Annotated in this window: 12 protein-coding genes and 1 other RNA gene; all 13 read left to right on the forward strand. The window is 46.5% G+C overall.

Annotated elements, in window-relative coordinates; translation table 11 throughout:
- Positions 1-62 precede the first annotated feature (62 nt).
- The 13 genes from gap to NKT06_RS00980 all read left to right on the forward strand — a co-directional run bounded on the left by gap (position 63) and on the right by NKT06_RS00980 (position 14,015).
- Positions 63-1,070 (forward strand): type I glyceraldehyde-3-phosphate dehydrogenase, encoded by a 1,008-nt coding sequence (gene gap / locus NKT06_RS00920; RefSeq protein WP_056695277.1) that lies wholly within the window; start codon positions 63-65, stop codon positions 1,068-1,070.
- Positions 1,071-1,221: 151 nt separating this feature from the next.
- Positions 1,222-2,403, forward strand: coding sequence for a phosphoglycerate kinase (locus tag NKT06_RS00925; RefSeq protein ID WP_047841460.1), 1,182 nt, complete (start codon positions 1,222-1,224; stop codon positions 2,401-2,403).
- A 36-nt stretch (positions 2,404-2,439) separates the two neighbouring features.
- Complete coding sequence (gene tpiA / locus NKT06_RS00930) at positions 2,440-3,192, forward strand: triose-phosphate isomerase (RefSeq protein ID WP_253429049.1); 753 nt, start codon at positions 2,440-2,442, stop codon at positions 3,190-3,192.
- Between the two features lies 1 nt (position 3,193).
- Entirely contained in the window at positions 3,194-4,738 is a 1,545-nt protein-coding gene (gpmI, locus tag NKT06_RS00935; RefSeq protein ID WP_253429051.1) for a 2,3-bisphosphoglycerate-independent phosphoglycerate mutase, read from the forward strand.
- Positions 4,739-4,977: 239 nt separating this feature from the next.
- Positions 4,978-6,264, forward strand: a complete 1,287-nt coding sequence (eno, locus tag NKT06_RS00940; RefSeq protein ID WP_076291983.1) for a phosphopyruvate hydratase — start codon at positions 4,978-4,980, stop codon at positions 6,262-6,264.
- A gap of 212 nt (positions 6,265-6,476) precedes the next feature.
- Entirely contained in the window at positions 6,477-6,710 is a 234-nt protein-coding gene (gene secG, locus NKT06_RS00945; protein WP_062837740.1) for a preprotein translocase subunit SecG, read from the forward strand.
- A gap of 579 nt (positions 6,711-7,289) precedes the next feature.
- A complete protein-coding gene (gene rnr / locus NKT06_RS00950) occupies positions 7,290-10,085 on the forward strand; it encodes a ribonuclease R (RefSeq protein WP_253429053.1) in 2,796 nt (931 codons plus the stop codon).
- Between the two features lie 255 nt (positions 10,086-10,340).
- Entirely contained in the window at positions 10,341-10,823 is a 483-nt protein-coding gene (smpB, locus tag NKT06_RS00955; RefSeq protein WP_076254288.1) for an SsrA-binding protein SmpB, read from the forward strand.
- A gap of 587 nt (positions 10,824-11,410) precedes the next feature.
- Positions 11,411-11,775: a transfer-messenger RNA gene (ssrA, locus tag NKT06_RS00960) on the forward strand.
- Between the two features lie 87 nt (positions 11,776-11,862).
- Positions 11,863-12,060: a hypothetical protein gene (locus NKT06_RS00965; RefSeq protein ID WP_211083851.1), complete on the forward strand. Its 198-nt coding sequence runs from the start codon at positions 11,863-11,865 to the stop codon at positions 12,058-12,060.
- On the forward strand, positions 12,053-12,625 hold the full coding sequence (locus NKT06_RS00970) for an ATPase (RefSeq protein ID WP_253429055.1): 573 nt from the start codon (positions 12,053-12,055) through the stop codon (positions 12,623-12,625). Before NKT06_RS00965 ends, NKT06_RS00970 begins: the two co-directional genes overlap by 8 nt.
- A gap of 213 nt (positions 12,626-12,838) precedes the next feature.
- A complete protein-coding gene (locus NKT06_RS00975) occupies positions 12,839-13,546 on the forward strand; it encodes a uracil-DNA glycosylase (RefSeq protein ID WP_253429057.1) in 708 nt (235 codons plus the stop codon).
- Between the two features lie 106 nt (positions 13,547-13,652).
- A complete protein-coding gene (locus NKT06_RS00980) occupies positions 13,653-14,015 on the forward strand; it encodes a hypothetical protein (RefSeq protein WP_253429059.1) in 363 nt (120 codons plus the stop codon).
- The last annotated feature ends 547 nt before the right edge of the window (positions 14,016-14,562 follow it).

The raw sequence follows: 14,562 nt of genomic DNA on the forward strand, positions 1-14,562 counted from the left end.
CGTCTGTCTTGAATATATAAGTTTCATAAAAAAATTAATCAAAACTTGGGAGGAACTTACTCATGATTAAAGTAGGTATTAACGGTTTTGGACGTATTGGACGCTTGGCATTCCGCCGTATTCAAAATGTAGAGGGCATTGAAGTAGTAGCAATCAACGACTTGACTGACGCTAAAATGCTGGCTCATTTGCTCAAATATGATACAACTCAAGGTCGCTTCGATGGCGATGTTGAAGTACATGATGGCTTCTTCAAAGTGAACGGCAAAGAAGTTAAAGTATTGGCTAACCGTAACCCGGAAGAACTTCCTTGGGGCGACCTGGGCGTAGATATCGTTCTGGAATGTACTGGTTTCTTCACAACTAAAGAAGCAGCTGAGAAACACTTGAAAGGTGGAGCTAAGAAAGTTGTTATCTCCGCACCAGCTACTGGCGACATGAAAACCATCGTTTACAACGTAAACCATGAAATCCTCGACGGTACTGAAACTGTAATCTCCGGCGCATCTTGCACAACGAACTGCCTGGCACCTATGGCAAAAACACTGCAAGACAAATTCGGAATCGTTCAAGGTTTGATGACTACAATTCACGCTTACACTGGCGACCAAAACACATTGGATGCTCCACACCCTAAAGGTGACTTCCGTCGTGCTCGCGCAGCAGCTGAAAACATCATCCCTAACACAACGGGTGCTGCTAAAGCAATCGGTCTGGTAATTCCAGAACTGCAAGGCAAATTGGATGGTGCAGCTCAACGTGTACCAGTAGCTACTGGTTCCCTGACTGAGCTCGTAACTGTTCTGGGTAAAAAAGTTACTGCTGAAGAAGTTAACGCAGTAATGAAAGAAGCTTCCGACCCACAAACTTTCGGATACACTGAAGACGAAATCGTATCTTCTGACATCCAAGGTATCACTTTCGGTTCCCTGTTTGATGCAACTCAAACTAAAGTTCTGACTGTTGGCGACCAACAATTGGTTAAAACTGTAGCTTGGTATGACAATGAAATGTCCTACACTGCACAATTGGTTCGCACTTTGGAGCACTTTGCAAAAATGATTAAGTAATATCTGCAATAACATAGAGCGGAAACAGATGCTATATTGTTTCCGCTCTTTATATATCAATATTTTGCAAATTTCTCAAAAACACCAGGATTGACAAGGGATTTTAGCCCTTGATCGGTCCACCAAATACATGGGTGCGGAGGAAATACAGATGAACAAAAAAAGTGTACGCGATATCGAATTGACAGGAAAACGGGCTTTTGTACGTGTAGATTTTAATGTGCCGCTCGAAGATGGTAAAATTACAGATGACAAACGTATTCGTGCAACGCTTCCTACAATCAACTTCTTGATTGAAAAAGGCGCTAAAGTCATTTTGGCAAGCCACATGGGTCGTCCTAACGGCGAAGTGGTTGAATCCTTGCGTTTGACTCCAGCAGCGGAGCGTTTGTCTGAATTGTTGGGTAAAACAGTCGTGAAAGCTGACGATTCTGTTGGTGACGCTGTTAAAGCTCAAATCGCTGAACTGAACAACGGCGACGTACTGTTGCTTGAAAACGTTCGTTTCCACGCAGGCGAAGAGAAAAACGATCCGGAACTGGCAAAACAATTTGCTGAACTGGCTGACGTTTTCGTTAACGATGCGTTTGGCGCGGCTCACAGAGCACACGCTTCGACTGAAGGAATCGCTCACTTGCTTCCAGCAGTGTCTGGTTTGTTGATGGAAAAAGAACTTGAAGTGTTGGGTAAAGCAATCTCCAACCCTGAGCGTCCTTTCACAGCAATCATTGGCGGATCCAAAGTTAAAGACAAAATCGATGTAATCGACAACTTGCTGAACATTGCAGACAACGTGATCATCGGTGGTGGTCTGACTTACACGTTCCTCAAAGCACAAGGACATGAAATTGGACAGTCCTTGCTGGATGACTCCAAACTTGATGTTGCTCTCGGTTTCATCGAAAAAGCGAAAAAATTGGGCAAAAACTTCTACCTGCCGGTAGATATCGTAGTGTCTGACGATTTCAGCGCAAAAGCCAACACACAAATCGTTGATATCGATGGTATCCCAGCAGATTGGGAAGGAATCGACATCGGTCCTAAAACACGTGAGATCTATGCTGACGTAATCAAAAACTCCAAATTGGTTGTATGGAATGGACCAATGGGCGTATTTGAAATCGAGCCATTCTCCCACGGTACTCGTGCAGTAGCGGAAGCTTGCGCTGAGACAGAAGCTTACACTGTAATTGGTGGCGGTGACTCCGCAGCAGCAGCTGAGAAGTTTAAATTGGCTGACAAGATGAACCACATCTCTACAGGTGGCGGAGCATCGCTCGAGTTCATGGAAGGTAAAGTACTTCCAGGCGTAGTGGCATTGAACGACAAGTAAGTTCTAGTAGTCTATAGCATGAAGGAGTTGAAACCCATGAGAACACCGATTATCGCAGGTAACTGGAAAATGTTCAAAACGGTTTCCGAATCCAATGACTTCATTCAGGAAGTTAAAGGAAAAGCGGAAGTTGAAGGCGTGGAAACTGTAATCTGCGCACCGTTTACAAATCTGCCATCCCTGGTAGAAGCCGTTAAAGGCACAAACATCAAAATTGGTGCACAAAATCTTCATTTTGAAGATAATGGTGCATTCACAGGCGAAATCAGCGGTGTAATGCTGAAAGACCTGGGTGTGGATTATGTCATCGTTGGTCACTCGGAGCGCCGTCAATATTTTGCGGAAACCGATGAGACTGTCAATAAAAAGTTGCATGCAGCATTCCGTCATGGTTTGACTCCAATCTTCTGCCTCGGTGAGACGCTTGAAGAGCGTGAAGCGAACCAAACAAAAGACGTATGCAAAGTGCAAACAGAAGCTGCTTTGGCAGGTCTGTCTGCAGAACAAGCGGCACAAGTTGTTATCGCTTATGAGCCAATCTGGGCGATTGGCACAGGCAAATCCTCCACTTCCCAAGATGCGAATGAAGTTATTGCTTACATCCGTACATTGGTGAAGGATCTGTACAACGAGACGGTTGCGAGTGCAGTTCGTATTCAATACGGCGGCAGTGTTAAACCGGAGAACGTAACAGAATACCTCGGACAAAGCGACATCGACGGCGCGCTTGTTGGCGGTGCCAGCTTGCAGCCGGCTTCGTTCATCGCGCTTGTTGAGGGGGCGAAGTAAGATGACAGCTCCAAAACCTGTAGCACTGATCATCATGGATGGCTTCGGTCTGCGTAACACGGTGGAAGGCAACGCGGTAGCGCAAGCCAAGAAACCGAACTATGACCGTTTTATGAGCCAATTCCCACATACAACGCTCACTGCTTGCGGTGAAGCTGTAGGTTTGCCAGAAGGGCAAATGGGAAATTCCGAGGTAGGTCACCTGAACATTGGTGCCGGCCGGATCGTATACCAGGATTTGACCCGTATCTCCAAATCCATTCGTGACGGCGAATTCTACGACAATGAGACACTTGTCAAAGCGGTTCGCGAAGCGAAACAAAACGGTAAAAAGCTTCATCTCTACGGCTTGTTGTCCGATGGCGGCGTACATAGTCACATCGACCACCTGTTCGCTATGCTGGATCTAGCCAAAAAAGAAGGAATGAATGATGTATATATTCATGCTTTCATGGATGGCCGTGATGTTATGCCAGACAGTGGTAAAGACTTCATGCAGAAGCTGATCGCCAAGATTGAAGAAGTCGGTGTAGGACAAATCGCAACGGTTCAAGGTCGCTATTACGCGATGGACCGTGACAAACGTTGGGAACGGGTGGAGAAATCATACCGCGCCATCGTTTATGGAGATGGACCGAAATACACTGACCCACTCAAAGCGGTTGAAGAATCGTATGAGAAATCCGTATTTGATGAATTCGTTGAACCAACGGTTATCGTCAAAGCGGATGGTGAGCCGGTAGGTTTGGTAGAGAGCGGCGATTCCGTTATCTTCCTTAACTTCCGTCCTGACCGTGCAATCCAGCTGTCGCAAGTATTCACGAACCAGGACTTCCGCGGTTTCGATCGTGGTCCGAAGTTCCCTGTGGGCTTGCACTTTGTTTGCTTGACTTTGTTCAGTGAAACGGTTGAAGGTTATGTGGCTTATTCGCCGAAGAACCTCGACAACACCCTGGGTGAAGTTCTGGTACAAAACAATAAGAAACAACTGCGTATTGCAGAAACGGAGAAATACCCGCACGTTACCTTCTTCTTCAGCGGCGGTCGTGATGTGGAGCTTCCGGGCGAAACTCGCGTACTGATCAACTCACCAAAAGTTGCAACATATGATCTGCAACCAGAGATGAGCGCGTATGAAGTGGCTGACGCATGTGTTCGCGAGATCGAAGCAGACAAACATGACGCCATCATTCTGAACTTCGCAAACCCTGACATGGTTGGTCACTCCGGTATGCTGGAGCCTACCATCAAAGCGGTTGAAGTAACAGATGAATGCATGGGCCGTGTTGTGGATGCAGTACTTGCCAAAGGCGGCGTTGTACTGATCACTGCGGATCATGGTAACGCGGATATGGTGTTCGATGAGCAAGGACGTCCGTTCACAGCTCATACAACGAACCCGGTTCCATTCATCGTTACAGATGCCAATGTAACCCTGCGTGAAGGCGGAATCCTGGCGGATATCGCGCCAACGATCCTTGACCTGATGCAGTTGCCTAAACCGGAAGAAATGACAGGTACATCTGTCATCGCTACCCGTAAATAATTCGTTTTAATAGGTTGTCGAATAAGACAGAGTGGAACCTGAAACGAAGCGGGCAGAACCAATCTGAAGAAGCGTTAGCGTTCGCCTTTATCACATGATTCCAACTTATAAAAATAAGTTCAAAGGAATCAGGGGATAACAGCGATCGGAAGATGGTACTGCGTGCGGAGTGGCCTGGTGAAACTGAACTATTCTGAACGTATTAAAAATAAATTCAAATTTAAAGGAGATTATCACAAATGACTATTATTTCTGACGTGTACGCTCGCGAAGTCCTCGACTCCCGCGGTAACCCTACAGTAGAAGTTGAAGTATACCTGGAGTCCGGCGCAATCGGACGCGCAATCGTTCCATCTGGTGCATCCACTGGTGCCCACGAAGCAGTTGAGCTTCGCGATGGCGACAAATCCCGTTACCTCGGTAAAGGCGTTCTGCAAGCTGTTAAAAACGTAAACGAAACAATCGCTCCAGAAGTTATCGGTATGGATGCATTGGATCAACTGGGTATCGACAAATTGATGATCACTTTGGATGGTACGCCAAACAAAGGTAAACTGGGTGCTAACGCAATCCTGGCTGTATCCATGGCAGTAGCTCGCGCAGCTGCTGACGCTCTGGACCTGCCATTGTACGTTTACCTGGGCGGATTCAACGCTAAAGCATTGCCAGTTCCAATGATGAACATCATCAACGGTGGTGAGCATGCGGACAACAACATCGACGTTCAAGAGTTCATGGTTCTTCCAGTTGGAGCACCAAGCTTCAAAGAAGCTCTTCGCGTAGGTGCGGAAATCTTCCACAACCTGAAATCCGTATTGAGCTCCAAAGGCTTGAACACAGCAGTAGGTGACGAAGGTGGTTTCGCACCGAACCTTGGTTCGAACGAAGAAGCAATCACTACAATCATCGAAGCGATTGAAAAAGCTGGTTACAAACCAGGCGTTGACGTATTCCTGGGTATGGACGTTGCTTCCACTGAGTTCTACAAAGATGGTAAGTACACACTTGCTGGCGAAGGTAAATCTTACACTTCCGCTGAGTATGTTGACCTTCTGGCTTCATGGGTTGAGAAATACCCAATCATCACAATCGAAGACGGTATGTCCGAAGATGACTGGGATGGTTGGAAATTGCTCACTGAGAAATTGGGAGACAAAGTACAACTCGTTGGTGATGACCTGTTCGTAACAAACACTGAGCGTCTGGGCAGAGGTATCGAAGAAGGTATCGGTAACTCCATCCTGATCAAAGTTAACCAAATCGGTACATTGACTGAAACATTTGATGCAATCGAAATGGCTAAACGTGCAGGATACACAGCTGTAATCTCCCACCGTTCCGGTGAGTCCGAAGACAGCACAATTGCTGATATCGCTGTTGCAACAAACGCTGGTCAAATCAAAACGGGTGCTCCTTCCCGTACAGACCGTATCGCGAAGTACAACCAATTGCTCCGCATTGAGGATCAACTGGGTGAACTGGCTCAATACAATGGTCTTAAAGGATTCTACAACCTTAAAAAATAAGCTGGATATCCAGCTTTTACGGGCAAGTCGGGTAACCGGCTTGTCTTTTTTATTGAAACGGTGTAATGATACAACGTACCGATCACGTAGATGGTGAAATTTAGGGCATTGTATGAACTGCACTACTTGTATCACAACAATAGCTATGTTACAATTAAAGTAACTGTTTTTATGGTGAGATGTTATGCCCACATGGGTAGGAGGTGGAAAGAATGGATATTGCTTTGAAATTGCTGCTCGTTGTCTTCTCGATCGGTCTAATCACTGTAGTATTGCTGCAGCACGGGAAAAGCGCTGGTTTGGCGGGTGCCATCTCCGGTGGTGCGGAACATCTTTTCGGTAAAACGAAAGCGCGCGGATTGGATCTCTTCCTGCAACGTGCAACGGTGGTACTGGGTGCAGGATTTATGATTTTGTCTATTATTGTTACGGTGGTTTCCAAGTAAAATTGGAACTGCTGGGCAATGAATAGCTTAAGCTAATGGCTTAATTGATGAACCTTCGTTTCGTGGAGAAACGGGGGTTTTTTAATAAATTCTTACGTGTCCAAACTTTCCCAAAAATAATCTAATCTAATCTAATCTAATCTATAGACTCCATGATTTCGGTCTTCTTCTCACTTCTGTTCGGTTTTCCTTCCTTAACATGCAACACAACCCCTATCATGTATGGATATGTCCCTCGCTTATTCGTTACGCGCGAACTCACTCCCTATAATGAATGTCATGTGTACAGAAAATTTTCGGATGTAGTCCTTTGCCAGATGCGTGCAGCACGTGTATCGCATAAAATGTCTGTAGAGGTACGTGAAAGCGTGATTTTAGAGGAGCGCCAGGCAACTGTGGTTTTTTTGCGAGGTACGGATGGGCTGGATTGAATTCGTGTATACTAGGGTATGAGATAGTATGGATGCGCGACTATACTCTTCACGACAGTGATATGATTGCATGAAAATGGTAAGAATTCCGATACATAAACAGATGAGATCCGATTACACTTTTATGTTTCCCGAGGTGAATATATTAATGATAACAGAACAACAATTGCTCGACTTCATGCGGGAGACCGCTTATAAACCGATGACTTATCAGGAGTTGGAACAGCACTTCGCGATCGAAGACGCAGCTGATTTCAAAGCCTTTTTGATTATGCTAAATACGCTGGAGGAATCCGGCAAAGTTTTGCTGACTCGCAACAATCGCTATGGCATGCCAGAGCGCATGGATTTGGTACGTGGACGTTTACAGGCTCACGCCAAAGGTTTTGCTTTCCTCATTCCTGAGGATCGGGAGCACCCGGATGTGTACATTCACGCCAATGATATGAAGAGTGCGATGAATGGTGACACGGTATTGGTTAAAGTCACGTCCCAAGGCCCTTCTGGCGGTCGCCTGGAAGGTGAGATCGTCCGTATTGTTACTCGTGCTGTGACACAAGTTGTAGGGGTGTTCCAAAGCCATGAGGTGTACGGCTTCGTTATTCCGGATGATAAACGGATTAATCGCGATATTTTCATCCCGCGTACCAACTTTGCAGGGGCGGTTGATGGACAGAAGGTCGTAGCCAAGATCGTCAGCTATCCAGAAGGCCGTGCGGCAGCTGAGGGTGAAGTGATCGAGATTCTCGGTCATAAGGATGAGCCGGGTATTGATATTTTGTCCGTCATTCGCAAGCATCAGCTGCCAGAAGCTTTCCCGGATGAAGTTGTAGAAGAAGCGGAGAAAGCACCCGACTCCATCACGGATGAAGAGATTGTACAACAGGGTCGCCGTGATCTGCGCGGACTCAACATTGTCACGATTGATGGTGAAGATGCCAAGGATCTGGACGATGCTGTAAATGTAGAGAAACTGCCTAATGGTAATTACCGTCTGGGCGTTCACATTGCCGACGTTGGTTATTATGTACAGGAGAATTCCAAGTTGGATCAGGAAGCCTATAACCGCGGATGCAGTGTGTATCTGGTGGACCGGGTTATTCCGATGCTGCCACAGCGTCTGTCCAACGGAATCTGTAGTTTGAACCCGCAGGTAGATCGCTTGACCCTGTCTTGTGAGATGGAATTCAACGATCAGATGAAGGTTGTCAAACACGACATTTTCACGAGTGTAATCAAAACCAAAGAGCGGATGACGTATTCCAACGTTCGTAAAATCCTTGAAGGTGAAGAGCCGGAATTGCTCGAGCGTTATAAGGATCTGGTGGATGATTTTCATCTGATGAAAGAGATTGCTTTGAAACTGCGTGCGATGCGTATGCGCCGTGGGGCGGTTGACTTTGATTTTGAAGAATCCAAAATCATTGTGGACGCAGAGTGCAAACCGATCGATATCGTGAAACGGGAGCGTTCAATTGCGGAGCAAATCATTGAAGAGTTCATGCTTGCAGCCAATGAGACGGTAGCAGAGCACTTCCACTGGTTGAAGGTTCCATTCATCTATCGTGTGCATGAAGATCCAGATCAGGAAAAACTGCAAAATTTCCTCGCCTTTGCGGCGAATTTCGGACACCAGGTCAAAGGACGTGGCAATGCAATTCATCCACGGGCCCTTCAATCGTTGCTTGAGGATATCAAAGAAACAAAAGAACAAACCGTGATCAGTACGATGATGCTTCGTTCTATGAAACAGGCGAAGTATGATTCTGAAATGTCAGGTCACTTTGGCCTCGCGGCAGAATTCTATAGTCACTTTACGTCTCCAATTCGTCGTTATCCCGATCTCGTCATTCACCGGGTGATTCGCGAAGTCATTGAAAATAATGGTGCTTTGCCAGAGAATCGTCAGGAGTATTTGGCGGCTCGCATGTCTGATATTGCACAGCAGTCTTCGGAACGTGAACGTGTTGCGGTAGAAGCTGAGCGGGATACGGAGAAAATGAAGAAAGCCGAGTACATGCTCGATAAAGTAGGCGAAGAGTTCGAAGGCATGATCAGCAGTGTGACCAGCTTTGGTATGTTCATTGAACTGGAGAACACGGTTGAAGGCCTGATTCGTCTGAGTGCGCTCACGGACGACTATTACCATTTTGATGATCAGCATATGGCTCTGATTGGTGAACGTACCTCGAAAGTCTTCCGCATCGGGGATGAAGTGAAGATTCGTGTGGCACGTGTAAGTATGGAAGAGTATACGATTGATTTTGAAATGGTGGATATGAAACCTCGCGGTGAACGTCCTGGCGGCTTCGGTGGCGGACGTGGCGGTAAAGGTGGACGTCCTGGTAGCGGAGGAGGACGCGGCGGTGCCAAGGGTGGACCGGGCGGTTTCAGCGGTTCGCGTGGCGGCAAAGGCAGCTCAGCCAGTGCTGGAGGCAACCGTGGTGGCCGATCAACGGAAGAGAGCAGCAAAGGTGGACGTGGCGGTCGCAGCGGAGCAGCGAGTACAGGTACGGGCGCAGGCTCATCCGGTGGCTACGCAGGTAAAGGCGGCGGCAAACCGAAAGGTGAGCGTCGTGCTGGTGATGCTGGCGGATCAACTGGCCGGGGCAAAGGCGCGGTGAGCTTTGGTTTTGGCTCGGGTAAAGGCGGTTATAGCTCTACATCGGGTGGATCGGAAAGTGGTCCAACTGGTGGACAAGGAAGTGGCCTGAACAGCGGCAGCGGTCGCGGTGAAGGAAGCTTTAAGTCCGGCAAGGGCGGCGGTAAAGGTGGCAAAGGCGGAAGTGGACGTAAGAACACTTCGCCGAGCGGCGTATTTATTGGAGAGAATGCAACTCCTGGTGGCGCTCAGGAAGGCGGAGCACCACGACGCAAGCGGAAGAAGAGTAAAGGTGCTGCTGGTAACGGCACGGCAGCTTTTGTACGGAAAAAGAAAAAATAAAGCTAACGTAACTTGGAGAGTTGGATTACATTCTTCCTCTAGGTTATGCTTTAGAAAATAATCACTTCCGTTGTGTGTTGTTTCGCACAGTCTGAAAGTGGTGTAATGAGGAGGGGCGGCAGAGGTCGCCTCTTTCTTGATTTTAACAGCCGTACTTGCTACAATTAAGGTCTGGCACGTGGTACCTTGGTGCAACAATGGGTGCGCTGCTATAGAGCATGGTACCGGCTTATTTTACGGAGAAGGAGTGAGGACATGGGCAAGAATGATGGACAGAGTAAAGTGCTCGCACAGAATAAAAAGGCTTCCCATGACTACTTCATTGAAGATACGTATGAAGCGGGCATGGTGCTTACCGGAACGGAGATCAAATCTCTTCGTAACGGCCGTGCGAATATTGGTGATGCATTTGCCACGATTCGAAACGGTGAGATTCATATTCATAATATGCATATTAGTCCTTTTGAACAAGGAAACCGAAATAATCCGCTCGATCCGACACGTACGCGCAAGTTGTTAATGCATAAAGTGCAGATTCACAAGCTGCTCGGGCTGTCGAAACAGGATGGGTACAGCATTGTGCCGCTGAAAATTTATATCCGCAACGGCTATGCGAAGCTTTTGCTTGGACTGGGTAAAGGTAAGAAGCAGTTTGATAAACGGGAGACTGCAGCCAAGCGGGATGCACAACGTGATATCCAACGGGTACTGCGCGAGAAACAGAAGGTTGCACGTTAAGTGGAGCGCTGGGCGTGAAGCTCCATTTTAGGTGTATAAGTTAGTTTTTTCGTGATGGAGTTAGGAAGGTTGCTGTTCGAGTTAAGGAGTCTCAGTGTTTGTCCTGTAATGGGCAAGATTGAGGCTTTTTATTTGTATTAGCGAAGGTAATTAGATGAGGTTGTTGAAGTGTGCTGTGAACTGAATTTTTGTGATATGTGTAGAAGAAGTAAGTAGGAGCATGGAATATGGCGTAGTGATGAATCAAAATTACTCGCTCTTGCGTAGTTTGCCTGAATCGTGGGTAAAATACTTAGGTGCCGTTGTTCGTGATCCGATCTGGGTAAACTTTACTTCCGAATGGTGACGCGGTATAATATGTAGACGATTGAGCCTGTTGTATTGGATAACTTTGTACACATGCTCAGCCTGCTGGAATGTCTTCCAGCAATCTGTACTATTTCGGCTTGCTGCTCTATGTTATGATTACTCATGTAGCAGACAGGAATGCCGAGTTTGAAAGAAGCATCTTTTTACCTTGGAGGAAAAAGATGTGCAGCACCTTTGCTCCGTATTCACGGATTAATCCTGGAGCCCTTCTTATATGAGGGGGCGTTTATGGATTCGACGGGGATAGTTCGAGCATGGGTAGCGGGTAGTGGGGACGCGTCCGCTTCATCAACGCTAAAGCCTATTAAACGGCAAACAACAAACAAACTACGCTTTCGCAGCCTAAGAAACTGTGTGCGTGCTTCTAACCTGCATCGCCCATGTGACAGGATTAGGGGCTAACAAGTAGTGGGATACGCTGTCACATCTCCGCCTGGGGTGTGCTGAAGAAGACAATCAGGCTGACCCAACGTATAGCCGGTTACGGGGCGATACTCGGGTGACATCAAAACTGTGACTACACCCGTAGAAGCTTATGTGTCGTTATCTTCGGACAGGGGTTCGACTCCCCTCGCCTCCATTAGAGTCAAGAAACCATCAACCAGTAATCTGGTTGGTGGTTTTTCTGTTTATGATATAATAAGCATAAATTTAGATTGGGGGACTCAAGATGCTGGAAAATCGAGAACAGCTCCAAGAAATTTTAAATAAAGCCAATCAACATGCACGGAAACAAGCTAAAGAATCAGGTGCCTCTATTTATTATATAAAGAACAACAAACGCGTTCGTGAGGATGCTGCGGGTAATAAATTCGAAATTATATTTGATGCTACTGGGAAACGCCAGGAGTTTGAGTATCATGAGTGAAACCAGACCAGTCATGACGGTGTTTGCTGGAACCAATGGAGCAGGGAAAAGTACACTCAGTATGCAAATGAGAGAGTGGCTTGGTGAACTGGTTGATCCGGATCAAATTGCAAGAGAGTTGAAGCCAGAGAATCCGCGCAGTGCTGACCTGTCTGCTGGCAGGGAAGCTGTAAAAAGAATCCGATCTCTCATTAAAAGCGGTGTTAACTTCGCTATTGAAACGACATTGTCCGGATCATTCGTTTTAAAACATATGGAAATTGCTAAAGAAAACAATTATGAAATTGTCGTTTATTATATCGGCCTTGAGGATGTTCAAATGCATATAGATCGTGTGGCCTCTAGGGTTGAACAAGGTGGACATTGGATTGCAGAAGAAGACATTCGTTATCGATATGGTCAGTCATTGAAGAACCTTAAACCGGCTCTAGCCATCGCAGATCGGGTTACTATTATTGATAATACATACGAGCCTTTAATTGTTGCGGAAATCATGCAGAGTGATTTGCTCTATTGTGTTGAGTCCATACCTGCTTGGGCTAATCCTGTTCTTGTGGGTTACTGATACTCGGGTGACATCAAAACTGTGACTACACCCGTAGAAGCCTATGTGTCGTTATCTTCGGACAGGGGTTCGACTCCCCTCGCCTCCATTAGAGTCAAGAAACCACCAACCGGCGTTCTGGTTGGTGGTTTTTCTGTTTATGCTATAATCTTTGTAAAATAGGCCGATGCCAGCCCGATATACTCTGTAATCTCCCAAAGGAGGAAAAAAAGCATGAGCCAAACGCAGCAACAGATCCGCGAGTTTGTTGCGGGGGTACAAGCATATGTGTCGCCAGTAAATGTAATTAATCCTTGGAGAGATTATGTGACGGGCTATGATATCGGCCCCGAAGCGGTAAATATTCGTTCGGAACATTTGGTCAGGTATTTGGAACCAAGAATGTGCAGGGCTCGGTACATATTTATTGCGGAAGCTGTGGGATATCAAGGAGCGAGGTTCTCCGGCGTACCCTTGACGTCTGAGCGAATGGTTACGGGGAATCACTCGTTGGTGGATCACCAGATGATTTTTCCAGGTGAGCCGGGTGTCCGAACAAGCCTGCCTAATATCGCCAAACCTAACCGGAGTCAGGCATTGTATGGATTCGCAGAACCGACAGCATCCATCATATGGGGCGAAGTGTTATCCAGTGCAAGGTGGAAACCAATGGACTTTATATTTTGGAACATCTATCCCTTTCATCCCTATCAATCTTCTGAGAACAGGATGACGAATCGAACGCCGACTTTGGCAGAGTTGGAGGATGGTGTGTTATTCGCAAGACAGCTTATGCAACTGAATCCTGATGCTCAGATCGTGGCTATTGGCAGAAAGTCAGCAGACACGTTAAGCTCCCATCTCATTAAACATCACCATGTTCCCCATCCTGCAAACGGAAGAGCAGTACAATTCCAAAAAGCAGTAAGGTCAATAATCTAGCCCATTTGGAACTGGAGAAATATAAGGCTAACATGTGCATTTCATATCGTTTAAGTGCTCACACATAAAGTAATATCTATCCTACAAGATTGGTTGGTGAAGCTAAATGAGTGAAAAATACTGGCTTGTGGTGCAATATCCGCTGAAGAGTGCGCAGGGCAGCAAACGAGATCATTGGTTGAAGGAAAAGGTGATGGAATATCTGGAAAATGTTCTGACCCAGGCTGAGTTGGGAGAGGTGGATGGATGTGATCTGGGTAGCCGTGTGGCTGATCCAAAGGAATATGTAATGAACATTTTCTGTGTGGTAACGGACGAAGATCGGAGCATAGCTCTAATTAAAAAAGTGCTGAGAGAGAGTCGGCTGGATTACACCCGCATCCAAATCGCTACGATGCCATATGGCATAGAAGGAACCTACACGCTGAAATATGCCTCCAAAAAAGGAGTTACCGAATTCTCGCTTTGATCACGAATCGTTGTTTCTTACCATAACGGACTCTGTACTTATCCTGCCCGAGGGCGGTTTGCCTCCGAAAATTTCCCCACTTAATTTCATTATAAGAGAAAATGATGATTGAACTCCCCAAACTTAACCACTCGATCAACACACCGTCAGTTGCAAGAAATATGCTCGTACATATCGTAATTCTGCTCAAAAGTATGCATTTCAAGGTAGATATTCATCAGCGTCTCTTAACATTAAGATCTTCCGCGTCCCCTGCATCACTCTCCATCCGGCACAAACCACAACTTATTATCTGTACCTCCAAAATCTTATAAAGCAGTGCTCCTTGCGGTTTAAAGTCAGGGGGCCCCATACCCGAAGTATTCACAACAATCTGCTCCCCAAATCCTCATTCTACTTCACGCAGTCATATCATCCCCAAGCGATAAAAAGAATTGAGCCTCCTCCATACACCGTCCTATAATATACAATTGTATACAATCCAAGAGAGTGGTGGATATCACAACAGGTCATCCGATCCCAACCGTTAAACCCATCACACTTCGGA

Origin of the sequence: Paenibacillus sp. 1781tsa1 (assembly GCF_024159265.1) — a bacterium.
Taxonomy (GTDB): domain Bacteria; phylum Bacillota; class Bacilli; order Paenibacillales; family Paenibacillaceae; genus Paenibacillus.